This window comes from Nonomuraea glycinis, from assembly GCF_035920485.1.
GTDB lineage: Bacteria > Actinomycetota > Actinomycetes > Streptosporangiales > Streptosporangiaceae > Nonomuraea > Nonomuraea glycinis.
The window spans coordinates 6,870,564-6,893,221 of the sequence record NZ_CP109166.1 but is presented as its reverse complement, the minus strand read 5'-3'; the positions used below and the strand labels follow the sequence as shown (position 1 = coordinate 6,893,221).

Sequence of the window (22,658 nt, the reverse complement as noted above, 5' to 3'; positions counted from 1 at the left end):
CATGCGGATCACGGTCACGGTGAACGGACAGCCGTACACCAAGGACGTGGAGCCCCGGCTGCTGCTCGTCCACTTCCTGCGCGAGGAGCTGGCGCTGACCGGCACGCACTGGGGCTGCGACACCTCCAACTGCGGTGTCTGCACGGTCCACCTCGACGGGGTGCCGGTCAAGTCGTGCACGGTGCTCGCCGTGATGGCCGACGGCCACGAGGTGACCACCGTCGAGGGGCTGGAGCGGGACGGCGAGCTGGACGTGGTGCAGAAGGCGTTCGTGGAGTGCCACGGCCTGCAGTGCGGGTTCTGCACGCCGGGGATGCTGCTGACGGCCCGCTGGCTGCTGGACCACGAGCCGGACCCGGACGAGGGCGAGATCCGCGAGGCGATCTCCGGTCAGCTGTGCCGGTGCACGGGATACGAGAACATCGTCCGCTCCGTCCGCTGGGCGGCCGAGCACACGGAGGCGAAGCCATGAGCTACGGACCCATGCGCCGCAAGGAGGACGCCCGTTTCATCCGCGGTCGCGGCACCTACGTCGACGACGTGCGGCTGCCCGGCATGCTGCACGGCGCCGTGCTGCGCAGCCCGTACGCGCACGCCCGGCTCGTCTCCGTCGACACCTCGGCGGCCGAGGCGCACCCCAAGGTCAGGGCCGTCATCACCGGCCAGACCCTGGCCGGGCTGAACCTCGCCTGGATGCCCACGCTGTCCAACGACGTGCAGGCGGTGCTGGCCACCGACAAGGTGCGCTTCCAGGGGCAGGAGGTCGCGTTCGTGGTCGCCGAGGACCTCTACGCGGCCCGCGACGCGCTGGAGCTGATCGAGGTCGAGTACGAGCCGCTCACCCCCGTCATCGACGCCCGTACCGCCCTCGACCCCGGCGCGCCGGTGATCAGGGACGACCTGGAAGGCCGGGCGGACAACCACATCTTCGACTGGGAGGCGGGCGACCGGACGCGGACCGAGGCCATCTTCGAGCGGGCGGAGGTGACGGTCGCGCAGGACATGCTCTATCCGCGGGTGCACCCGGCGCCGCTGGAGACCTGCGGCGCGCTCGCCGACTTCGACAAGGTCACCGGCAAGCTGACCGTCTGGTGCCCGACGCAGGCCCCGCACGCGCACCGCACGCTGTACGCGATGGTGGCCGGGCTGCCCGAGCACAAGATCAGGGTGATCTCGCCGGACATCGGCGGCGGCTTCGGCAACAAGGTCGGCATCTATCCCGGGTACGTGTGCGCGATCGTCGGCTCGATCGTCACCGGCCGGCCGGTCAAGTGGATGGAGGACCGCTCGGAGAACCTGATGAGCACCTCCTTCGCCCGCGACTACCACATGCGCGGCGAGGTGGCCGCGACCCGCGACGGCCGGATCCAGGCGATCAGGGTCAAGGTGCTGGCCGATCACGGCGCGTTCAACGGCACCGCGCAGCCGACCAAGTTCCCCGCCGGCTTCTTCCACGTCTTCACCGGCTCGTACGACCTCGAGGCGGCGCACTGCGAGGTGACCGGCGTCTACACCAACAAGGCGCCCGGCGGGGTCGCCTACGCCTGCTCCTTCCGTATCACCGAGGCCGTCTACCTGGTGGAGCGGATGATGGACGTGCTGGCGGGCGAGCTCGGCCTGGACCCGGCCGAGCTCCGGATGCGCAACCTGCTCAAGCCCGACCAGTTCCCCTACACCTCGCCCACCGGCTGGGAGTACGACTCCGGCGACTATCCCAAGGCGCTGCGCCTGGCGATGGACATGCTCGGCTACGAGGAGCTGCGCGCCGAGCAGGCCGCCAAGCGGGCCAGGGGCGAGCTGATGGGCATCGGGGTGAGCTTCTTCACCGAGGCCGTCGGCGCGGGCCCGCGCAAGCACATGGACATTCTCGGCCTCGGCATGGCCGACGGGGCCGAGCTGCGGGTCCATCCGACGGGCAAGGCCGTGCTGCGGGTCTCCTGCCAGTCGCAGGGCCAGGGGCACGAGACCACGTTCGCGCAGATCGTCGGGCACGAGCTGGGCATCCCGGCCGACGACGTGGAGGTGGTGCACGGCGACACCGACCAGACGCCGTTCGGGCTGGGCACCTACGGCTCACGCTCCACGCCCGTCTCCGGCGCCGCCACCGCGATCGTGGCGCGCAAGGTGCGCGAGCGGGCCCGGCTGGTGGCCGCCGCCATGCTGGAGGCCGGCGCCGACGACCTGGAGTGGGCCGACGGCAAGTGGTCGGTGGTGGGCGACCCGGCCACCGGCAAGTCGCTGGCGGAGATCGCGCTGGCCGCGCACTCCAGCCTGGAGCTGCCCGAGGGCGTCGAAGGGCACCTGGACGCGACCACCGTCTACAACCCGCCGAACCTCACCTACCCCTTCGGCGCCTACCTGTGCGCCGTCGACGTCGACCCGGGCACCGGGCAGGTGAAGGTCCGCAGGTTCGTCGCGGTGGACGACTGCGGGGTGCGGATCAACCCGATGATCGTCGAAGGGCAGATCCACGGCGGGCTGGCCGACGGCGTCGGCATGGCGCTCATGCAGGTGATGGCGTTCGACGAGGACGGCAACCACCTGGGCGCGTCGTTCATGGACTATCTGCTGCCCACCTCGATGGAGTGCCCGTCGTGGGAGCTGGGCGAGACGGTCAGCCCTTCGCCGTTCCATCCGATCGGGGCCAAGGGCGTCGGGGAGTCCGCCACGGTCGGCTCCCCCGCCGCCGTGGTCAACGCCGTCGTGGACGCGCTCCAGCCGTACGGGGTCCGCCACGCGGACATGCCGCTCACGCCGGCGAACGTGTGGCGGGTCATCAACGGCCACCCGTTCCGGACCGATCTGGCGATCTCATGAGCGAGTTCCTCGGCATGCCGGCGCCCCGCGGGGAGCCGGCACCCCCATCACCCTCTTCACCGGCATCGTCTTCACCGGCGCCCTCTTCACCGGCATCGTCTTCGCCGGCGCTGTCTTCACCGGCATCGTCTTCGCCGGCGCTGTCTTCGCCGGCGCAGTTCTCGCCGCAGGTGTCCTCGTCAGGGCCCGGTGACCTTCAGGCCAGGGCCGACGCGTTGCGGTCCGGGCGGGAGCCGTACGTGCTGGCCACCGTCGTGCGGGCGCGGCGGCCCGCCAGTGCGAAGGCGGGCGACCGGGCGCTGGTGCTGCCGGACGGGACGATCGAGGGGTTCGTCGGCGGGCACTGCGCCGTCGACACCGTGCGGGCGCAGAGCCTGCGGCTCCTCCAGCGGCGGCGCCCCGGCCAGGCCACGCTGCTGCGGATCACCCCGGAGGCGGACGAGCCGCGCGAGGAGGAAGGGCTGGTCGCGGTGGGTCAGCCGTGCCTGTCCGGCGGCACGCTGGAGATCTTCCTGGAGGCCGTCCTGCCGCCCATGCTGGTCCACGTGTACGGCGAGAGCCCCATCGCGCGGGCGTTCGCCGCGGTCGGGCAGGCGATCGGGCACCAGGTGGCCGCCGTCCGGGATCCGTGGGCGGCGATCGCCCGCGACACGAGCGCCGTGCTGGTCGCCTCGCACGGGGTGTCGGAGGAGCCGGTCCTGCTGGCGGCCCTGGCGGCGGGCGTACCGTACATCGGCCTGATCGCCGCCCGCGAGCGGGGCGCGGCGGTGCTGGCGGCGGTGGCGGGCGGCGATCGCGTGCACGTGCCCGCCGGTCTCGACATCGGGGCGGTCACTCCGGGTGAGGTGGCGGTGTCGATCTACGCACAGATCATCGAGCTGGGCGTCCGCGGGACGCTCTAGAACCGGCCGAGGCGGTCACCACGCCACCGGGGTGTGCCCACACCCATTAGAGTCTGGGGTGGAAAAGAGCGTGCCGGACGGAGGATCGGCCGGTCGAGTCGTGACCGCGAGGGCGAGAGGACAGCGACGTTGGGGCAGCAGGGGCGCTCCGCTGGCACTCCGCTGACGCCGGAGGATCCGCCGACGATCGGCTCTTACGAGCTGGTGAGCCGGATCGGGTCGGGCGGCATGGGCACGGTCTATCTGGCGCGCGATGCCGACGGCGAGCTGGTGGCGCTCAAGGCGATCCGCCGTGACTACACCGCCGACCCGGTCTATCGGGCGCGCTTCCACGAAGAGGTCTCCAACGCCCGCAAGGTCGCCTCGTTCTGCACCGCCCGCGTGCTGGACCACGGCGAGCACGACGGCGTCCTGTTCCTCGTCACCGAATACATCGACGGCGTCTCGCTGGAGGACCACCTCATCCAGCAGGGCAGCCTGTCGCCGTCCATGCTGCACTCGGCGGCCGTGGGCGTGGCGGCGGCGCTCACCGCGATCCACGCGGCCGGGCTCGTGCACCGCGATCTCAAGCCCGCCAACGTGATGTTGACGCTCGCCGGGCCGCGGGTCATCGACTTCGGCCTGGCCCGCTCCTCCCATGTCGGCTCCCGGCACACCAACGCCGGCATGGTGATGGGCACGCCCGGCTGGATCGCGCCCGAGCAGGTCTTCGAGGGCCGCACCAGCCCGGCGGGCGACGTGTTCGCCTGGGGGTCGCTGATCGCGTACGCGGGGCTGGGCGGGCATCCGTTCGGCGAGGGCGACGCCTATGTGATGGCGGCCCGTGCCCGCACCGCGCCGCCCGACCTGCGCGGCCTGCCCGCCCCGCTGGACCGGCTGGTGGCCGCCGCCATCCACCCGGACCCCACCCGCCGGCCCACCGCCAAGCAGCTGCTGCTGGAGCTGGTGAGCGCGACGGACGAGCCCGCCGCGCAGCTCGCCGCCACCCGCCACCTCACCAGCACCTGGAATCCGGCGGAGTTCCCGCCGCTGGCCCAGGCCCGTCCCCCGCAGCCGCCGCCCGCCGGGCATGCGTCCCCCGGCCAGGCGCCCCCCGGGCAGGCACCGCCGGGGCAGGGGCCAGGGGCGGTGCCGCCCGCGCATCGGACGGGACCGGTGCCGGTGCCGCCCGCGCATCGGACAGGCCCGGTGCCCCTGCCACCCGCGCACCGGACAGGCCCGGTGCCCGTGCCGCCCGCACATCGGACAGGACCGGTGCCGCTGGCGCATCGGACCGGGCCGGTTCCCCTACCGCCTCGGGGCGGGCAGCCTCCACCCCGTCACGCCGGGCAGGGATCGCCGCCCCATCAGGCCGGACAAGGGTCACCGCCTCACCAGGCCGGACAAGGGTCACCGCCTCACCAGGCCGGGCAGGGGGCGCCGCCCCATCAGGCCGGGCAAGGGCCGTTGCCGCCTCGCCGGGGCGGGCCGCCGGGGTTCCGGCCTGCCAAGAAGCCGGGCAGGAGCCTGCTGACGGGGTGCATGGCCGCGGTGTTGATCACGCTGGTGTTCCTGGCGCTGCTGGTGGTCGTGCTCGTCTGGCTGTCGCGCGGCCCCGCCATCGGCGACGCCGGCGGCCCGGTGCAGGACGGCAGGCTCAACTTCGCCGTCACCGGCACGAAGTGCGCCAAGGCCGGCGAGGCCGCCGCACGGACCTGCCGGGTGGGCCTGAAGGTCACCAACGTCGGCCCGGAGGCCCGGGTCCTCTACCCGGCTCAGCAGCTGCTGCTGGACCGGAAGGCGACCCCGCACGAGGCCGCCGGGCTGCTCGACAAGGAGGGCGCGCGGATCAAGCCGATCAGCATCGGCCCCGGCGAGTCCTTCACCGGCACCCTGCTGTTCGAGCTGCCCAAGAACGCCGAGCCGACCGAGCTGGAGCTGCACGACTCCGCGCTGAGCACCGGCGTCCGGCTCGTCCTGGACTGAGCGGGCTCAGCGGTTGACCAGGGGCCCGGAGCCGGTGGAGCCGCGGACCACCAGCTCCGGCTGGAAGATCAGCTCGACGTGCTTGGCCTGAGCGCCGTTGATCTCTTCGAGCAGGGTCTGCACGGCCGCCGACGCCATCGCGCCGATCGGCTTGCGTACGGTGGTGAGCGGTGGATCGGTGAAGGCGATGAGCGGCGAGTCGTCGAACCCGACCACCGACACCTCCCCCGGCACCGACAGGCTCCGCTCCCGGCAGGCGCGGATCGCGCCGAGCGCCATGAGGTCGCTCGCGCACACGATGCCGGTGCAGCCTCCGGCCAGCAGCTGCGCGGCGGCGGCCTGGCCGCCTTCGACGGAGAACAGCGAGTGCGAGATGAACGCGTCGACGTCGGTGGCGCCGAGCAACTGCGCCATCGCCTGCCGGTAGCCCTCGATCTTGCGGATCACCGGGACGAACCGGCGCGGGCCGAGCGCCAGCCCGATGCGCTCGTGCCCGAGGTCCACGAGGTGCTGCACGGCCAGGCGGACGGCCATCCGGTCGTCGGGTGAGATGAAGGGGGCGTCGATGCGCTCGCTGTAGCCGTCGACCAGCACGATCGGCAGGCCGCGGTCGGTGAGGCGGGTGTAACGGTCCATCCGGGCGGTGGTGTCGGCGTGCAGGCCGGAGATGAACACGATGCCGCTGACGCCCCGATCCACGAGCAGCTCGGTGAACTCGTCCTCGGGGGCGCCGCCGGGCAGCTGGGTGCACAGCACCGGGGTGTAGCCGTGCTGGGTCAGCGCCCGCTCGACGGCCTGCGCGAACGCGGGGAAGATCGGGTTGTCCAGCTCGGGGGTGACCAGGCCGATCAGCCCGTTGCTGCGCTGCCGCAGGCGGGGCGGCCGCTCGTAGCCCATGAGGTCGAGCGCGGCCATCACGGCCTGCCGGGTGGTGGCGGAGACGCCCGGCTTGCCGTTGAGCACGCGGCTGACGGTGGCCTCGCTCACCCCGGCCTGGGCGGCGATGTCGGCGAGGCGGGCGTGACCGTTCATGCCTGACACTTTACTTTCACCAGGTGGCGGAGTCGGGTGCGCTGGAGGCGTGCAGCGGGTCGGCGGGTCGGCGATCCACCAGGTCGCAGGAAGAGGGGGTGGGCCGGAGGGCGTCCGCGCCGAGTCTCGCGAGGGGCGGCAGGCGATCGCGAACACCTATCGGGCCGCCCGCGCCGTGGTCGTTCCCTCCGGCGAGACGCACCTGGTAGATCAGCGCGTCGCGGCCGTCGTGCGCCCATGCTTCACCCCCGGTCGTCCCGACCATTGAAAGGCCTTACCGCAAGATTACGCAAGCACTTTCAGATGCCATTTATTCGGACATTTGACGCACAGAGCGCTGAAACTCCCCCCTTAAGACCTCTGCTATAGAGATCCTTTGTGTCAAGGGTGGACACATGGCGTTAAGGCGCGATGTACTACCCCTCCGATCAGCCATAGTTACAGATGACGCAGCGTGCAAGGTGTGGGCCCATGAGCTCGGTCGTTCTCGACAAAGTGACCAAGGTGTATCCGGGCGGCCACCTGGCGGTCGACCAATTGAGCCTCAGGGCGCAGGATGGCGAATTCCTCGTCCTCCTGGGTCCTTCCGGATGTGGAAAATCCACCTTGTTACGGATGATCGCCGGATTGGAGGACGTCACCGAAGGCGAGCTCTGGCTCGACGGTGAGCTGGCCAACCACCTGCCGCCCCGCGATCGTGACGTCGCCATGGTCTTCCAGAACGGCGCGCTCTATCCGCACCGGACCGTGCGCGGCAACATGGCCTTCCCCCTGGAGATCGCCAAGGCGGACCCGGCGATGGTCCGCGAACGCGTCTTCGAGCTGTCCAAGGCGCTGCACATCGATGAGACCCTGGACCGCCGTCCCGGCACCCTGTCCGGCGGGCAGCGCCAGCGGGTCGCCATGGGCCGCGCCATCGTCCGGCAGCCCAAGCTGTTCCTGATGGACGAGCCGCTGTCGAACCTGGACGCCGGCATGCGGACTGAGCTGCGGATGGAGATCTCCGCCCTGGTCAGGTCGCTCGGCGTCACCACCATCTATGTGACGCACGACCAGGTCGAGGCGCTCACGCTCGCGGACCGGATCGCCATCCTCAACAAGGGCGTCCTGCAGGACGTGGGCACTCCCGCCCAGATTTACAACGATCCAGCCACCGCTTTCGTGGCGGCGTTCCTCAACTCCCAGCAGCTGAACCTGCTGGCGGCGACCGTGCGCACGCCGCAGAACCAGTTCGTGCTGCTCGACTTCGGCCCGCATCAGCTGACCATCCCGTGGAGCGATCCGCGCGCGTACGCCATCTCGCAGCACACCGGCAGCCAGGTCCTGGTCGGCATGCGCCCGGACGGCCTGGCGCCGGTGCCGGAGTCGTACGAGGGGCCGTCGTTCTTCGGCCGGGTGCGCGCCCTTGAGTATCACGGTCACGAGTGGATGGCCTACGTCGAGTGCGGCATGCCCGCCGTACCGGTGCCCGAGCCGCCGGACCGGCGCGTGGTCGACAGCGACCTGGACGGCGGCCGGGGCGGCCTCGGCGGGCTGGTGCGCCGGCTGTTCCAGCCGCGGGAGGAGCAGGCGCAGGCGCAGGAGCAGGTCGGCCAGCATCCGGGCAGCGGCGGGCACCGCCGCGCGGACCTGATCGTCCGGCTCGGCAACCGCCCCGCGTGGCGGGCCGGCGACGCGGCCAAGGTCGCCGTGGACCACACCCGCCTGATGATCTTCACGACCGAGGGCACCCGGATCGACAAACCCCACCGCTGACGTCCTTCTCACCCGGGCCAGGCGCGTGGCCAGGCGCGTGGCCGGGCGCTAGGCGCGTGGCCGGGCCAGGCGGCGGCCCAGCGACTGCATGGGCCGCTCCACCCAGCGGTAGGTCAGCACGCTGACCCCCAGCACCAGGGCCATGGCCAGCGCCGACATGGCGATCTGCAGCGGCACCGGCGAGCGGCGCAGGTCGCCGGTGAACTCGCTGAAGTACTTCAGCAGCGGATGGTGCACCAGATAAAGCGAGTAGCTGATCAGCCCGAGCCAGGCCGGCAGGCGGGGCACCCGCCTGCCGCGCAGCGCCATGCCGCCCGCGAACGTGGCGGCCGCCAGCACGATCGTGGTGATCCACACGTCCGGCTCGACCCACCACCAGCCGGACATGATCGCCCAGACAGGGGCGAGCCCCACCAGCGCGGCCGTGACGGCCACCGGCCACAGGCCGCCCTCGCCGCGCTCCCACCGGTAGATCGCGGTCCCGGCGAACATCAGCGCCACCACGGCCACACCCAGCCACGGCACCCGGCTGTTGAGCACCAGCATCACCAGCGCCATCACCCCGAGCACATACCCGGCGGTCCTGCGGAAGCGGCCGGTGATCAGGCAGGCCAGCCCGGCGGCGAACACCGCGCATGAGGTGTAGGCCACCCAGCCGCCGCCGAGCACCGCCCGGCTCATCACCAGCCCCACCACGACCGAGCCCGCGGCGAACAGCATGGCGAGCAGGCCGCTACGGTCATGCCACCGGAGCATGAACAGGGCGGTGACCAGCAGGTAGAAGACCATCTCGTACGAGAGCGTCCACATCGTGTCGGCCACGCCCGCGACCCCGGCCACGTCGAGCAGCATCGTCGCGTGCCCGGCGACGGCCGCGCCGTCACGGGACACCGCCGGCCGCACCGGCACCCACCAGGACAGCGCCAGCACCGTGGCCGCGACGGCGAGATAGAGCGGGTAGAGCCGGAAGACGCGGCTGACCCAGAACGCCCGCACGTCACCGTGCCGCTCCAGCGAGGCGGGAATGATGTAGCCGCTGACCAGGAAGAACACGAAGATGCCGTAGACGCCGAGGCTGAACCAGTAGGGCCGCGCCCAGGGCATGTACCACGGCAGCATGTGCTCGGCCACCACCGCCAGCGCGCCGATGCCGCGCAGCGCGTCGAGCCACGCCAGTCTGGCCTGTCCGGTTCGGGGGGATGCGGGCAGCGTGGAAATCGACACCCGCCACAACTTACCCTGACTCATCCGGCGCATACGCGGGGTCAGCGATGTGCGGTCAGCGGGGCATGGTGGTCGGCGTCCGCGGGTCCGTACGGGTCGGTGTGCACGGTGGCGGCGCGCAGCCGCGGCACCTCGTGGATGAGCCGGTGCTCGGCCCGTACGGCGACCGCGTGCGCGGCCACGACCGTGAGGTCGTGCCGGACCAGGATGTCCACCTCGGCGTGCAGCGCGTGGCCGATCCAGCGCATCCGCACCGAGCCGACCCGTTCGACGCCGTCGACGGCGCGCAGGATCCGCTCGGCCTCGTCGACGAGCGCGGGGTCCACGGCGTCCATCAGCCGGTGGTAGATCTCCTTCGCGGCGTCGCGCAGCACGAACAGGATGGCGACGGTGATGAACAGGCCCACGATCGGGTCGGCGATCGGGAAGCCGAGCGCGACGCCGCCCGCGCCGAGCAGCACGGCCAGCGAGGCGAAGCCGTCGGTCCTGGCGTGCAGCCCGTCGGCGACCAGCGCGGCCGAGCCGATTTCACGGCCGACCTTGATCCGGTAGCGGGCCACCCACTCGTTGCCGAGGAAGCCCACCACCCCGGCCACCGCCACCCAGGCCACCGCCTCGATGTCCCGGGGGTCGAGCAGCCGGGTGACCGCCTCGTAACCGGCCAGGGCGGCGGAGGCGGCGATGATCAGCACGATGACGATGCCGGCGAGATCCTCGGCCCTGCCGTAGCCGTAGGTGAAACGCCTGGTGGCGGCGCGGCGGCCGACGGAGAACGCGATCGCCAGCGGTACGGCGGTCAGCGCGTCGGCGAGGTTGTGCAGGGTGTCGCCGAGCAGCGCGACGGACCCCGACAGGGCGACGATGACGGCCTGGACGACGAAGGTGGCCATGAGCACGGCGAAGGAGACCACCAGCACCCGCATGCCCCGGCTGCTGCTCTCCAGGGCCGCGTCCAGCTTGTCGCCGCTGTCGTGGCTGTGCGGCGCTACGCCATGCCAGAAACGCCGCCGACCGCGTCCATCCCCCTGCCGCCGCCTGTCACCGTCACCGTGCCCATGACCGTGCCCATGGTCGTGCCCATGGTCGTGCCCATGGTCGTGCCCATGACCGTGGCCGTGCTCACGATCGTCCCCGTGCCCTGTCCGCATGGTCTCACCAGCCCACTTTGCCCTTGCCCGAGATGAGGGCGCGGGCGATGACCAGGCGCTGCACGTCGTTGGTGCCCTCGCCGATCGCCATCAGCGGCGCGTCCCGGTAGAGCCGCTCGACGACGAACTCCTGGGAGTAGCCGTAGCCGCCGTGGATGCGCATCGCCTCCAGCGACGCCTTCAACGCCACCTCGGAGGCGAAGTATTTGGCCATGCCCGCCTCCATGTCGACCCGCTTGCCCCCGTCGGCCTGGGAGGCCGCCCAGTAGGTCAGCAGCCGGGCCGCCTGGATCTCGGTCGCCAGGTCGGCCAGCTTGAGCTGAATGGCCTGGAACTCGGCGATGGGCCGGCCGAACGCGATCCGCTCGCGGGCATAGGCGAGCGCCGCGTCGTAGGCGGCCTGCGCGACGCCGACGGCGCGGGCGGCGATGTTGACGCGGCCGATCTCCAGCCCGCCGAGCACCTGCTGCATGCCGCGCCCCGCCACGCCGCCGAGCAGAGCGTCCACCGGCACCCGGACGCCGTCGAGCACCACCTCGCACGTCTCGGTGCCCTTGTAGCCGAGCTTGGGCAGGTCACGGCTGACCCCGAACCCTTCGGCGGCGGGGTCGACGAGCAGCACCGACATGCCCTTGTGGGCCGGTTCGGTGATCGAGGTCTTGACCAGCACGGGCAGCGGGTCGGCGTGGCGGGCGTTGGTGATCCAGGTCTTTGTCCCGGTGACGACGTAGTGCTCGCCGTCGCGTACGGCGCGCGTGGTGATGCCCTGCAGGTCGGTGCCCGCGCCGGGCTCGGTGAGGGCGATCCCGGTACGGCGCGCCCCGGTGGCCAGGTCGGGCAGGTGGCGGCGCTTCTGTTCCTCGGTGCCGTGCCGGGCGATCATCCAGCAGGCCAGCGAGTGGGAGCCGATCGTGCCGGCCACCCCCATCCAGCCCCGGGCGATCTCCTCGAAGACCAGGGCGAAGGAGACCATGTCGGCGCCCAGCCCGCCGTACTCCTCCGGCACGCTGAGGCCGAACAGCCCCATCAGCTTCATCTTCTCGACGATCTCGGTCGGGTAGCGGCCGGAGTGCTCCCACTCGGTGGCGACGGGCACGATCTCCTTGTCCACGAAGGCGCGCAGCGTCTCGCGGAAGGCCCGCTGCTCGTCGTTCAGCTCGAAGTCCATCGCTCACGCCTCCAGGGACCGGTCTTGGCCTGCGGGATGATGCCGATGGACGTCGCCGATCACGAGGTCTTCGTGGGAGTGGCCGACGCGGGCTTCGTGAACGGTCACGGGCGGCTCCTCTACGCGCTGCTCGGACCGCTCACGTTAGTCAGCCGTGGTTTTGCGGGTCAATCACGGGCGTTCGCGCGCGGGCGGCCAGCGTCGAGACGACGTCCACAATGCGTACGGCACGTTCCAGCTCGGCGCGGTGGAACACCGGCCCCTCGGCGCGCGCCACGAGCACGTGCAGCCCGTGCGTGACCACCGGCAGCAGCATCAGGCGCAGCTTCTCGGTGTCCAGGGTGGCGGCCCTGGGCGGTGGCTCGGGCAGGTCGATGAGGTCGGGGGCGGCCAGTGAGGCGTGCCGTACGGCGCCGTCGCAGTAGGCGACGGACCACTCGGCGCCGCACAGCATCGGCAGCGCGTCCACCAGCGTCGCCAGGCCGCGGGCCGGCTCGGTGGCCACGTGCATGAGCAGGTCGTAGTCGGGGGCGGAGCCAGGCATCTCGCGCGTCGCCCACACGCCTTCGACCTTCACGCCGGGCACCGCCGAGAAGCGGTCCCGGACCTCGCCCGGGCTCGTCGCGCCGGGCCAGGAGACGGTGAAGTCGTCCACCGCCCGGCCGGCCTCACGTTCGAGCACGGTCACCTGCAGGATGTCGGCGCCCAAGGTGCCGAGTACCTTCGCCACCCTGCCCAGTCCTCCGGGCTGGTCCGGCAGCGACACCCTCAATCGCAGCAGCATTGCCGCCCCCTTTCCAGACGCTCTCACAGTGCCGTGGAAAGGTTTCCAGCATGTTCCACGGACATGTCACAGATGCTGCGGTATTTCCCAGCATGTACGGACATATCCGGACTTGTCGACCAGTGCACGGCAAGCACTTTTTCGCGGTATTCCCCGATCCATCTTCCCTGCCACGACGCACTCAAGCGAGAGGGGAGCCGATCCGGGCTCCCGCCGGACCGAACCCGTGCATTCAGTTGGGCCCCGACGGTCCTCCGCCGCGACTCCTCCGCGCTCCCTCCGCCGCGACCACTCCGCGTGCTCCCTCCGCTGTGATCGCTCCCCCGGGCGTCGTACGGCGAGCGGCGGATCGACGGCCTCAGACTGAGGTATTTCGGAAGATTTTTCAGCGTGATCTGGCGTGGAACCCCGGGCGTTGACGCCCAGGAGGAAACGGCAGCGCGGGAGGGCCGCCAGGCCCGAGCGGTGCTGTGAGAGTCGGCCCCGGTGCGCGGCTCAGCTGCGGATCTCGGGGCTGGGTTCGTCTCGCGGCGAGTGGACCGAATGGTAGTGTGTGCGATTGTGAAACTGGTGGTGCAGGTGAGACTTCTGCCCACGCCCGCGCAGGCGGCGGCCTTGGAAGCCACCCTGCGCGCGGTCAACCGGGCCGCCAACGAGGTGTCCCGGATCGCGTTCACCCGGAAGATCCATGCGGGGCGTGACCTGCGCCGGGTGACCTACGGTCAGGTCCGGGCCGCCTTCGGCCTGGGGTCCCAGCCCGCCCAGCACACGATCAAAAAGGTCGCCGACGCCTACACCGCCCTGCGGGCCAATCTGCGCAACGGCACCTACGGCCCGGCCAACTCGCCGCGCAGGCTCAAAGCGGAATCGAAACCGATCAGCTTCCACCCGCTGGCGGCCCAGCCGTTCGACGACCGCTGCCTGTCCTGGGACCACGACGCGCGGACGATTTCGATCTGGACGAGCACCGGCCGGGCAAAGAACGTGGCGTTCACCGGCTCGGCCGCCCAGCTGGCGCAACTACGGAAGCACCGCCGCGGCGAGTCCGATCTGCTGTCCCGTGACGGCATGTGGTTCCTGCTGGCCACCATCGAGATCCCCGATCCGCCGCTCCGCGAGCCCGACGGGTTCCTCGGCGTCGATCTGGGCATCGCCAACATCGCCACCACCTGCCCCGCCACACCTCCCGCCGCAGCCGCCACCGCAACCCCCGCTACCGGCGCGGCCCGCTACAGCGGCGCGAAACTGAACGCGGTCCGCCACCGCCACCGGGAACTACGCCGCCGGCTGCAGGCCAAAGCCACCAAATCCGCCAAACGCCTGCTGAAGAAACGCCGCCGCAAAGAAGCGCGGTTCGCCGCCGACACCAACCATGTGATCGCCAAACGCATCGTGACCGAGGCCCAGCGCACCGGCCACGGCATCGCCCTGGAAGACCTCCAGGGCATCCGTGACCGGGTACGGCTCCGCAAGCCCCAGCGGGTCACCCTGCACACGTGGAGCTTCCACCAGTTCGGAAGTTTCATCACCTACAAGGCCCGCCGGGCCGGGGTCGTCGTGCTCCACGTTGACCCGTCCTTCACCTCGCAGCAGTGCTCACGCTGCGGGCACGTGGACAGAAACAACCGGCCCAGCCAGGCCACCTTCTCCTGCACGTCGTGCGGCTTCGCTGAGCACGCCGACGTCAACGCGGCCCGCAACATCGCCACCCGCGGCGTCGCGGACTGGGCAGTGAGTCACGCTGCCGACGACGCGGCCTGAACCGTCGAAGCCATCGACGGCAAGGAGCTGCAAGCTCGGTCCCTTCAGGACCGAGAAGCTGACTTCAAGCATGTCGTTGGCCCGATCCGCCTCTCGTCGCTGACAAATACGCAATTATTGATCCCGGCTACGGAGGGTGGCCGCGGGACAGACGTGCAGAGAGCGCGGTGGCGTGAGGCGCAGGAGAAGATGGCCCGGATGGCTGCATGTCGGTGTCCTGGAGCACCGCCTGACGCGCATGTGGGAGCCCGGCGCCTTCCCGCCGCCCGAATCGCTGCTGGCCATCATGACCCTGGCGGCCGTCCCCCGCGCGCTCGGCCTGCGCCTGGCCGACCATCTCAGCGGCGGCCTGGTCGTCGGCCCCGGCGCCGTCCCCGACCTGCCCGACTTCGAGAAACTCCGCGCCATCCCGCTCCCCCAGCAGCAGGGCACCTGGGAGCGCAGCGCCGGCGTCTACGACCCCGCCCTGCGCCGCATCGCGATCGGCAGCGTGCCCTCACCCTCCGTGAGCGTCTGCGGCCACGAACTCGGCCACGCCATCGACGACTGCGACGGGCGCCCCTCCGCCGGCAAGTGGTGGGTCGTGCTGCACGCGCTGCGCCGCCCTCACCTCGCTCCGCCCTACCGGGAGGACGTCTCGGAGCTGTTCGCGGAGAGTTTCGCCTGCGTGCTCACCCGGCGCCCCAGCCGCCTCATCCGCCTGCTCGGCGACGATGAGCACACCGCCCACCAGGTGTACCACTGGATGTCCGAACGTTATGGGATCGGCTGACCACGACCCGCGCTCGGCCCCGGCGGCTATGCTGGCTGCCTCACGTGGACACCAGGGGAAGGGACGCCCATGACCGTGCTCATGCTCCCGGGCGGCGCCCTGCGCGTCCCCACCACCGCCGTCCTGGACGACGGCACCCGCGTGCACGGCACCCGCGACGTCTCCCCCGACACCCCGGACTACGACCGCTGGCTGCCCTTCGCCGACCCCGAAGAGCCCGCCTGGCACACCGACCTCGACGACGAGGCCATCCTGTCCCGCTGGCAGTCGGCCTGACCCGCACGGCTCCGTACGGCGGCACGGGTCATCAGGCCGCCGACGCGTGCCGGGGCGGGAAACCGGGGTGAGCGGTCAGCCCTGGTAGGCGCCCGCGTGCGGGGCCGAGGGCAGCGGCTTGCCGTTGACGTCCTTGGCGAAGGCCTCCCCGCCGAACCACGCGGGTGACAGCCGTACCGCCCGCTCGCGCGCCGGGGAGCCGGCCCGCAGCCGCAGGTCGCTGCGGGAGACGAAGCGCGGGTCGGCCATGACGGAGCGGGAGCCGAGCCGGAACTTCGCGGAGCGCGCCCGGTAGACGTTGCCCGCCTCGTCGGCTCCCTTGCCGTCCTCGTAGCCGGCCTCGCCACCCACGGAGATGGCGTTGTTGCGGACCTTGAGGATGGACGGGGAGCAGCCGTCGTGGCAGGACCAGCCGATCGTCTTCCTGGCCGGCATGGAGACGGAGTTGTGCAGGACGACGGTGCCCTTGACGGGCCCGACGACGTGCCCGGCGCCCCGGGTGACGAGGAAGGAGCCGCTCTTGAGCGTGGAGGTGACGACGTTGAAGGCGAACAGGTTGCCGGTGGCGGTGTCGCCCTTCTTGGCGCCCAGTTCGGTGAAGGTGTTGTTGTCGCGCGAGATGTTGCGCAGGATGCGGTTGCGGTTGCCGCTGAAGATCTCGATGGCGGCGCCGTCGACGCCGTAGTCGTGGCTCTTGGCGTGGCTGCCGGTGATGGTGTTGTCGGCGATGAAGTTGTCGTCGCCGTTGATGAGGATGCCGAAGGCGCCGGAGTCGTTGTCGCCGCCCTCGTCGTTGACGCTCATCCGGTTGTTGTCAGTGATCTTGCTGTCCCTGACGGTGTTGCGGGCGCCGGTGCGGGTGATGGAGACGCCGGTGACGTTGTGGTCGGCCTCGATGCCGGCCAGCACGTTGCGGTCACCGGTGATCTCGAAGCCGGCCCACTCGCAACCGGTGGCGCGCAGGCCGCTGACGTGCCAGTACGCACCGGTGATGACGACGCAGGCCGTGGTGCGGCCGGTGATCCTGGGCGGCTTGCCCGTGCCGTACGCCCGTACCACGATGGGCTTGGCCGCGGTGCCCTTGGCCGCCAGGGTGAGCGGGCCGGCGAAGCTGCTCCCCCGCTTGAAGCTGACGGTGTCGCCCGGCTTGAGGTCCGCCGCGTTGACCGGGTCCAGGGACTTCCATGGGGCGGTGGCGCTGGTGCCCGCCGCCGCGTCGTCGCCCGCCTTGGAGTCGACGTAGTAGGTGGTGGCGGCTTGCGCGGCGGCACTTCCCGACGGAACGGCGGCGGACAGCAGCGAGACCATGACCGCCGCGGACAGGAACCTCATCGGGCACACCACAATCTAGTTCAAAAGTGAATTTGTCGTGCCACCGTAGCGTGATCAACGGCCGGGGCGCCACACGAGCACCGCCGGTCCGGCGCCTGCCAGCACGTCCTTGTCGGAAGAGTTATAAAGAACCTCCGCCGGCGCCCCGAGCCGCAGCGGGGTGCCGGGGGCCCGGCGGGCGCACACCAGCAGCGACTCGTCCTCGTACTCGCGGGCGAACACCAGGCAGTCGGCGTCGGCGTGCAGCCAGCGCAGGCCGCCGTGGCGCAGCGCGGGCTCGGCGCGGCGCAGGCCGAGCAGGTGGCGGTAGCCGGCCAGGGTGGCGAGATCCTGGTCGGCGGGGCGGTTCCAGGGCATCGGGGTGCGCGAGTGCTCGCCGTTCACGCCGGTCAGGCCGTACTCGCTGCCGGCGAACAGCATCGGCGTGCCCGGCAGGGTGGCCTGCAGGCCGAGCGCGATCAGGTGGCGCTCGCGGGAGCCGGTGACGGTGCGGATGCGCGAGGTGTCGTGGGAGTCGAGCAGCTGCCAGGAGTGGACGTGGGAGCGCCACGACATGTGCGAGGCGAAGGAGCGGAACGTCGCGAGGGTGTCGAGACCGTCGCGGCGCGGCACGCCGCCGGGGACGCCGAGGAAGTGGTCCAGGTCCAGCTCGTCGCCGCGCAGCCAGGCCCACACGGGGCGGGTGAAGCCGCTGTAGTTCATGGTGCCGTGCCAGCCGTCGCGGTCGAGGTCGGGTGAGGCGTCGTGGTTGTGCTCGGCGATGAGGGCGGCCGTGGGCGGCAGCGCGCGCCGCAGCAGGGCGGCGGCCTCGTGGGTGTGGTCGGCGGCGGCGCGCCTGCCGGTCATGTTGGCGACGTCCACCCGCCAGCCGTCGAACGGCGGCACCCAGCGGGCCAGCACCTCGGGCATGCGGGTGCGTACCAGCTCGCCGGACCAGTTGAGCTTGGGCAGCGACTTGACGCCCCACCAGGCCTCGTAGTCGCCGGTGTCGGGGTCGAAGTGGTACATCTCCCGTTCGGGCGCGTGCGGGTCGGACCGCGCGGCGGTGAACCAGGCGTGCGCGTCGCCGGTGTGGTTGGTGACGATGTCGCCGAGCAGTCGCATGCCACGCGCGTGCAGGGCGTCGGCGAGCCGGTGCAGCGCTTGGTCGCCGCCGAGCAGCGGGTCGATCCGGTCGAAGGCGGCGGCGTCGTAGCGGTGGTTGGAGCGGGCGGGGAAGACCGGCGTCAGGTAGACGGTGTCGGCGCCGAGGCTCCGCACGTGGTCCAGGTGGGGGATGATGCCGTCGAGGTCGCCGCCGTAGAACTGCCGGGCGGCGGCCGGGCCGCTGGGGATGACCGGGTCGAGGTCCCACCGGCGGGGCAGCGCCCAGGAGGGCGGCTCGCGCACCGCGCCCGACCGGCTGAAGCGGTCGGGGAAGATCTGGTAGACGATCGAGTCGCGCAGCCACGCCGGTGGCGCGTCGTGGCACACGAGCCGGAAGTCGCTCGCGTCGGTCAGGTCGTGCGTCGCGAGCCCGGCCGCGGTGAGCCACCGCTGGCCACGGGGCGTGCTCAGCAGGAAGCGGTAGCGGGTGACGGGGTTGGTGGCGACGATCTCGGCGTGCCACCAGACGTCGGTCCGGCCGTACCCGCCGGTTCTGCCGCCGGTGCGGGTGGCCGCGCGCGCGTAGCGCGGCTCCCCGTCCTGTACGACCCGTACGAGCACGCCCGTCACCCCGGCGGCCCGCGGCGCCCGCACCCGGACGGTCACCGGGGCGCCGAGCTCGGGCGTCTGGGTGGAGACGTACAGGGACGAGCCGTCGTGGTGTGGATCGTCCAGGAAACGCATGAGACCTATCCCTTGACGGCTCCGGCGGTGAGCCCGGAGACGATGTACTTCTGCAACCAGAGGAAGACGCCGACGGTAGGGATCGCGGTGAGCAGCGTGCCGGCGGCGAACATGCCGAAGTTGGCGTTGCGCTGGTCCCCCGCGATCATTCCGTACATGCCCACGGCGAGCGTCTTGCTCTCCGGGTCGCGCAGGAAAACACTCGCCATGAGGAACTCGCTCATGATTCCGATGAAGGCCAGCAGGGAGGTGACCGCGAGGATCGGCGTGACCAGCGGCATGATGATCCGCCAGAAGATCTGCGCGTGCGTGGCGCCGTCGACGGTGGCGGCCTCGTCGAGTTCCTTGGGCACGGTGTCGAGGAAGCCCTTCATCAGCCAGGTGTTCACGCCCAGCGCGCCGCCGAGGTAGAGCAGCATGAGCCCCCAGACGGTGTCGAAGCCGAAGGCGGGGTAGAGCTCGGTCACCCTGGTGAAGATCATGAAGATCGTCACGATGGCGAGGAACTGCGGGAACATCTGGATCAGCAGCAGTGCCAGCAGCCCGGCCCGGCGCCCGGCGAAGCGCATCCGGCTGAAGGCGTAGGCGGCGCACATCGACAGCAGCAGGCTCGCGAACGACGACAGCAGCGCGATGGCCACCGAGTTGAGGAACCATCTGCCGAACGGGTAGACGTCGGAGGCGAACAGGTCACCGAAGTTGCCCAGGCTCACCCGTGTGGGCAGCAGGTCGGTGGAGGCGAGGGTGCCGAGCGGGTTGATCGCGGCGGAGATCACGAACAGGATGGGGAAGACCGCGAACGCGCACACCACCAGCACGAACACGTGTCGCAGGGCGAGCTTCACGCGTACACCTCCTCCTGTCTGCGGGTCCGCCGGAAGGCCACGGCCGAGATGACGGCCACGATGGCGAAGATGAACACCGAGATCGCGGCGGCGAACCCGAACTGCGCCCCGCCCGTGCCGAAGGCCAGCCTGAACGTGTAGGTGATCAGCAGGTCGGTGGCTCCCACCTGGGAGTTCTCGGCCGGGAACGGCCCGCCCTCACTGGTGAGCGCGATGGCGTTGAAGTTGTTGAAGTTGAACGCGAACGACGAGATGAGCAGCGGCGTCAGCGCCACCAGCAGCAGCGGCAGCGTCACCCGGCGAAAGCCCTGCCACGGCGTGGCGCCGTCGATGGAGGCGGCCTCGGTCAGCTCGCGCGGGATCGCCTGCAGCGCGCCGGTGGTGACGAGGAACATGTACGGGAAGCCGAGCCAGAGGTTGACCAGGATCACCGCGAGCCGGGCGGTGCCCGGTTGGCCCATCCAGTCGACGTTCAGCCCGAAGAACTGGTTGATGAGCCCGAAGTCACGGTTGAACAGGTCCCGCCAGACCAGCAGCATCGCGAACGAGGGCATCGCGTAGGGCAGGATGAGCGCGATCCGGTAGACGGTGGTGCCGCGCATCCGCGGGTGGTGCAGGGCGAGCGCGACGGCCATGCCGAGGGCGAAGGTGCCGGCGACGGAGGCCAGCGCGAACCCTGTGTTCCAGCCGAACACGCCCAGGAAGTAGCCGGAGATGGTGGGGTTGGTCAGCACCTGGGCGAAGTTGTCGAATCCGACGTCGACCTGCCACCCCTGGGCCAGGTGCTCGCCCGCGGCGTTGACGAAGTAGCCCCGGCCGTCGTCGGCCGTCCAGGTGTCCGCGTCGCCGCGCACGCAGTCGCAGCCGGCGTCGTAGACGAGCGCGGCCTTGCCCTCGACGGCGCGGCTCAGCCCGTTGGCCTTGATCGCCCCGTCGGGGGTGGGCACGGACAGGGCGGAGATCTCCGGTCCGCGCGCGGCCGCCTGGGGGGTGGTGAGCACGGTGACGCCGGGCGCCCGCAGCACCTTGCCGGTCACGCCGACCTGCGCGCCGGGCAGCGGCGACAGGCTGTCGGCGGTACCGAGCCGGACCTGCTCGGTGTCCGGGTCGACGAGCAGGAAGACCAGTTCCTGCCCGCGCAGGCCGACGGTGAGGTCGTACTCGGGCGAGCCGGGCGCCTGCCGTACCGAGCCGGTCTCGATGGCGGTGACGGCGGCCTGCTTGTCGCCCCGGTGACCGTCGCCGAAGTTGGTGAAGGCGGTGCTCACCGTGTAGAGCACGGGGAAGATCTGGAAGGCGATGAGGAAGACGGTGCCGGGGACGAGGTACTTCGCCGGGATGTGGCGCGGCGTCAGGTAGAGGTAGCCGATGACCGCGGTGGCGGCGCCGAGCACGCCGAGTCCGGTCCAGGACCCGGCGGCGGCCAGCGGCGGCGCCGCGTAGAGCAGGAACGCGGCCGCCACGGCGAGGACCGCGATCCTGCTCACCACGAAGGCGGTGGTGACGGTGCGGCGCGGCCCTCTCCTGGCGGTCTCGCGGGCGTCCGGAGCCATCCCGGGTCAGTTCTTGAGCGCGCCGTCGATGGCCTTCTGCGCGGCCCCGGCCGCCTTGGCGGCGTCGCCGCCCTTGACGACCGCCGCCTCCGCGATGCCGAACGGCTGCCAGACCGCCTGCATCTCGGGGATGGCGGGCATCGGCATGCCGTCCTTGCCGGCGTCCATGAACTTGCCGGCGTCGGCGTCGGTGGTCTTGACCTCCTCCAGCGCCTCGGTCAGCGCCGGGGGCCGGGGGTCGGCGTCGTACAGCGCCTTGGCCACGTCCTTGTCGGTCACGTAGTTGGTGACGAACTCCTGGGCGAGAGCCTTGCTCTTGCCCTTGGCGGCGACGAAGAACGTCTGCACGCCGACGAACGGGGTGGCGGGCGCGCCGCCCTCGAAGGACGGGACGGGCGTGATGTCGTAGCCGAAGCCGCCCTTCTTCACGTCCGTCATCGCCCACGGACCGGAGATGAGGTACGCGCACTTCTTCGCGGCGAAGTTGACGATGTAGTTCTCGTTGGTGATCGACGTCTTCAGGACGCCGTCACCCTTCTCCCCGAGCGCGCGCAACTTGCCGAAGGCCTTGACGGAGCCGGGCGAGTCGAGCATGACCTGCTTGGGGTCGGGGTCGCCGGAAGGGGTGGCGCCGAACAGCGAGCCGCCGCCCGCGGCGAAGATCGGGTAGGCGTGGAAGGCGTCGCCCTTCTGGGTGACGGGCAGGCACAGCACCTCCTCGACCTTGCCGTCGGCCTTGAGCCGCTTACCTTCCTTGACCAGGTCCTCGATGGTCGCGGGAGCGTCGGGGGCGAGGTCGGTGTTGCGGATCAGGGCGATGTTCTCCACCGCGTAGGGCGCGCCGTAGGTCTGGCCGTCGAAGGTGACGGCCTTCATGGCGATCTCGGGGAAGGCGGCCTTCTGCGCCTCGGTGAGGTTGACGGGGTCGATGGCGCCGTTCTGCACCAGGTTGCCGATCCAGTCGTGCGCGCCGATCATGACGTCCGGGCCGCTGCCCTGCTGGGAGGCGGTGATGAAGGTCTGCTGGTTGTCCTTGCTGATCTCTTTCACCTCGACGGTCACGCCGTTCTCGGTGCCGAACTGGTCGGCGAAGGGCCGCAGCGCCTTCACCCGGTTGGGGTCGGCCCAGATGACGAGCGTGCCGCCGGCCTGGCCGGTCGGGGCGGCCGAGCCGCTGGGGGCCGCCGAGGGCGCCGCCGGATCGGAGCCGCCGCAGGCGGTGGCGGCGAATGCCAGACTCGCCAGAGCGGCCACACTCAGAGTTCGCTTGCGCATGAGATCTCCTGAGGTCACGGAGGGGGCGGCGGACACCGCGCGGCGCCCGCCGGCAAAGACCTAAGTTGACCGCTTTCACGGCTTATGTTTCCGGGACGTTAGCCACTCTTTGCAAGAATTGGAAGAACTTGCAAAGAGGAGTTACCGGATACTCACCGCAGGGGACGGCGGATCCGCGCAAATGCCAGCGCAAGAGGACTCTGCAAGTTGCGGCAACTT

General features: G+C 71.0%; 20 protein-coding genes. 8 read left to right on the top strand and 12 right to left on the bottom strand.

The genetic code is table 11. The features are described from left to right. Position 1 precedes the first annotated feature (1 nt). From OHA68_RS32375 to OHA68_RS32360, 4 genes are all read left to right on the top strand, one after another. Positions 2-472, top strand: a complete 471-nt coding sequence (locus OHA68_RS32375) for a (2Fe-2S)-binding protein (protein WP_327103621.1) — start codon at positions 2-4, stop codon at positions 470-472. After that, positions 469-2,817 (top strand): aerobic carbon-monoxide dehydrogenase large subunit, encoded by a 2,349-nt coding sequence (locus OHA68_RS32370; protein WP_327103620.1) that lies wholly within the window; start codon positions 469-471, stop codon positions 2,815-2,817. The genes OHA68_RS32375 and OHA68_RS32370 overlap by 4 nt, the downstream gene beginning before the upstream one ends. Before the next feature lie 170 nt (positions 2,818-2,987). Beyond that, the gene (locus OHA68_RS32365; RefSeq protein WP_327103619.1) at positions 2,988-3,719 is read left to right on the top strand and encodes an XdhC family protein; all 732 of its coding nucleotides are present in this window, start codon (positions 2,988-2,990) and stop codon (positions 3,717-3,719) included. Between the two features lie 129 nt (positions 3,720-3,848). After that, entirely contained in the window at positions 3,849-5,684 is a 1,836-nt protein-coding gene (locus tag OHA68_RS32360; RefSeq protein WP_327103618.1) for a protein kinase domain-containing protein, read from the top strand. A gap of 6 nt (positions 5,685-5,690) precedes the next feature. Here the strand turns inward: OHA68_RS32360 and OHA68_RS32355 are convergent, their stop codons facing one another. Next, on the bottom strand, positions 5,691-6,716 hold the full coding sequence (locus OHA68_RS32355) for a LacI family DNA-binding transcriptional regulator (protein ID WP_327103617.1): 1,026 nt from the start codon (positions 6,714-6,716) through the stop codon (positions 5,691-5,693). 16 nt (positions 6,717-6,732) lie between these two features. Then, a complete protein-coding gene (locus OHA68_RS32350) occupies positions 6,733-6,981 on the bottom strand; it encodes a hypothetical protein (RefSeq protein WP_327103616.1) in 249 nt (82 codons plus the stop codon). 179 nt (positions 6,982-7,160) lie between these two features. Here OHA68_RS32350 and OHA68_RS32345 point away from each other — a divergent pair, with 179 nt between their 5' ends. Further along, positions 7,161-8,471, top strand: a complete 1,311-nt coding sequence (locus OHA68_RS32345) for an ABC transporter ATP-binding protein (RefSeq protein WP_327103615.1) — start codon at positions 7,161-7,163, stop codon at positions 8,469-8,471. 48 nt (positions 8,472-8,519) lie between these two features. Here OHA68_RS32345 and OHA68_RS32340 read toward each other — a convergent pair whose 3' ends face one another. The 5 genes from OHA68_RS32340 to OHA68_RS32320 form a co-directional block, all read right to left on the bottom strand. Further along, positions 8,520-9,695 carry an acyltransferase family protein gene (locus tag OHA68_RS32340; protein ID WP_327103614.1) on the bottom strand — a complete coding sequence of 392 codons (1,176 nt, stop codon included), beginning with the start codon at positions 9,693-9,695 and terminating at the stop codon, positions 8,520-8,522. Between the two features lie 41 nt (positions 9,696-9,736). Further along, positions 9,737-10,618 carry a cation diffusion facilitator family transporter gene (locus tag OHA68_RS32335; RefSeq protein ID WP_327103613.1) on the bottom strand — a complete coding sequence of 294 codons (882 nt, stop codon included), beginning with the start codon at positions 10,616-10,618 and terminating at the stop codon, positions 9,737-9,739. A 62-nt stretch (positions 10,619-10,680) separates the two neighbouring features. After that, a complete protein-coding gene (locus OHA68_RS32330) occupies positions 10,681-10,851 on the bottom strand; it encodes a hypothetical protein (protein WP_327103612.1) in 171 nt (56 codons plus the stop codon). Further along, on the bottom strand, positions 10,848-12,011 hold the full coding sequence (locus tag OHA68_RS32325) for an acyl-CoA dehydrogenase family protein (protein WP_327103611.1): 1,164 nt from the start codon (positions 12,009-12,011) through the stop codon (positions 10,848-10,850). Before OHA68_RS32325 ends, OHA68_RS32330 begins: the two co-directional genes overlap by 4 nt. A gap of 148 nt (positions 12,012-12,159) precedes the next feature. Further along, positions 12,160-12,795, bottom strand: coding sequence for an ACT domain-containing protein (locus tag OHA68_RS32320; RefSeq protein WP_189140284.1), 636 nt, complete (start codon positions 12,793-12,795; stop codon positions 12,160-12,162). A 579-nt stretch (positions 12,796-13,374) separates the two neighbouring features. On the opposite strand from OHA68_RS32320, the gene OHA68_RS32315 reads away from it, so the two are divergent. The 3 genes from OHA68_RS32315 (at position 13,375) to OHA68_RS32305 (ending at position 15,604) form a co-directional block, all read left to right on the top strand. Beyond that, positions 13,375-14,556 (top strand): RNA-guided endonuclease InsQ/TnpB family protein, encoded by a 1,182-nt coding sequence (locus OHA68_RS32315; protein ID WP_327103610.1) that lies wholly within the window; start codon positions 13,375-13,377, stop codon positions 14,554-14,556. A gap of 172 nt (positions 14,557-14,728) precedes the next feature. Then, positions 14,729-15,328 (top strand): hypothetical protein, encoded by a 600-nt coding sequence (locus tag OHA68_RS32310; protein ID WP_327103609.1) that lies wholly within the window; start codon positions 14,729-14,731, stop codon positions 15,326-15,328. Positions 15,329-15,397: 69 nt separating this feature from the next. Beyond that, a complete protein-coding gene (locus OHA68_RS32305; RefSeq protein WP_189140282.1) occupies positions 15,398-15,604 on the top strand; it encodes a hypothetical protein in 207 nt (68 codons plus the stop codon). A 75-nt stretch (positions 15,605-15,679) separates the two neighbouring features. Here the strand turns inward: OHA68_RS32305 and OHA68_RS32300 are convergent, their stop codons facing one another. From OHA68_RS32300 to OHA68_RS32280, 5 genes are read right to left on the bottom strand one after another with little or no spacing between them, the layout of a single operon-like run. Further along, complete coding sequence (locus OHA68_RS32300) at positions 15,680-16,936, bottom strand: right-handed parallel beta-helix repeat-containing protein (RefSeq protein ID WP_327103608.1); 1,257 nt, start codon at positions 16,934-16,936, stop codon at positions 15,680-15,682. A gap of 54 nt (positions 16,937-16,990) precedes the next feature. Further along, positions 16,991-18,766 carry a glycoside hydrolase family 13 protein gene (locus OHA68_RS32295; RefSeq protein WP_327103607.1) on the bottom strand — a complete coding sequence of 592 codons (1,776 nt, stop codon included), beginning with the start codon at positions 18,764-18,766 and terminating at the stop codon, positions 16,991-16,993. A gap of 5 nt (positions 18,767-18,771) precedes the next feature. Beyond that, entirely contained in the window at positions 18,772-19,611 is an 840-nt protein-coding gene (locus OHA68_RS32290) for a sugar ABC transporter permease (RefSeq protein ID WP_327103606.1), read from the bottom strand. Then, a complete protein-coding gene (locus OHA68_RS32285; protein ID WP_327103605.1) occupies positions 19,608-21,164 on the bottom strand; it encodes an ABC transporter permease subunit in 1,557 nt (518 codons plus the stop codon). Before OHA68_RS32285 ends, OHA68_RS32290 begins: the two co-directional genes overlap by 4 nt. A gap of 6 nt (positions 21,165-21,170) precedes the next feature. Further along, complete coding sequence (locus OHA68_RS32280) at positions 21,171-22,439, bottom strand: sugar ABC transporter substrate-binding protein (protein WP_189140277.1); 1,269 nt, start codon at positions 22,437-22,439, stop codon at positions 21,171-21,173. Positions 22,440-22,658: the final 219 nt, after the last annotated feature.

What these genes read in the sequence shown, in the direction of transcription:
- OHA68_RS32375 (WP_327103621.1), top strand. Translation starts at nt 2, where the DNA reads ATGCGGATCACGGTCACGGTGAACGGACAGCCGTACACCAAGGACGTG.
- OHA68_RS32370 (WP_327103620.1), top strand. Translation starts at nt 469, where the DNA reads ATGAGCTACGGACCCATGCGCCGCAAGGAGGACGCCCGTTTCATCCGC.
- OHA68_RS32355 (WP_327103617.1), bottom strand. Translation starts at nt 6,716, where the DNA reads ATGAACGGTCACGCCCGCCTCGCCGACATCGCCGCCCAGGCCGGGGTG.
- OHA68_RS32350 (WP_327103616.1), bottom strand. Translation starts at nt 6,981, where the DNA reads ATGGTCGGGACGACCGGGGGTGAAGCATGGGCGCACGACGGCCGCGAC.
- OHA68_RS32345 (WP_327103615.1), top strand. Translation starts at nt 7,161, where the DNA reads ATGACGCAGCGTGCAAGGTGTGGGCCCATGAGCTCGGTCGTTCTCGAC.
- OHA68_RS32335 (WP_327103613.1), bottom strand. Translation starts at nt 10,618, where the DNA reads ATGCGGGTGCTGGTGGTCTCCTTCGCCGTGCTCATGGCCACCTTCGTC.
- OHA68_RS32325 (WP_327103611.1), bottom strand. Translation starts at nt 12,011, where the DNA reads ATGGACTTCGAGCTGAACGACGAGCAGCGGGCCTTCCGCGAGACGCTG.
- OHA68_RS32320 (WP_189140284.1), bottom strand. Translation starts at nt 12,795, where the DNA reads ATGCTGCTGCGATTGAGGGTGTCGCTGCCGGACCAGCCCGGAGGACTG.
- OHA68_RS32305 (WP_189140282.1), top strand. Translation starts at nt 15,398, where the DNA reads ATGACCGTGCTCATGCTCCCGGGCGGCGCCCTGCGCGTCCCCACCACC.
- OHA68_RS32300 (WP_327103608.1), bottom strand. Translation starts at nt 16,936, where the DNA reads ATGAGGTTCCTGTCCGCGGCGGTCATGGTCTCGCTGCTGTCCGCCGCC.
- OHA68_RS32295 (WP_327103607.1), bottom strand. Translation starts at nt 18,766, where the DNA reads ATGCGTTTCCTGGACGATCCACACCACGACGGCTCGTCCCTGTACGTC.
- OHA68_RS32285 (WP_327103605.1), bottom strand. Translation starts at nt 21,164, where the DNA reads ATGGCTCCGGACGCCCGCGAGACCGCCAGGAGAGGGCCGCGCCGCACC.
- OHA68_RS32280 (WP_189140277.1), bottom strand. Translation starts at nt 22,439, where the DNA reads ATGCGCAAGCGAACTCTGAGTGTGGCCGCTCTGGCGAGTCTGGCATTC.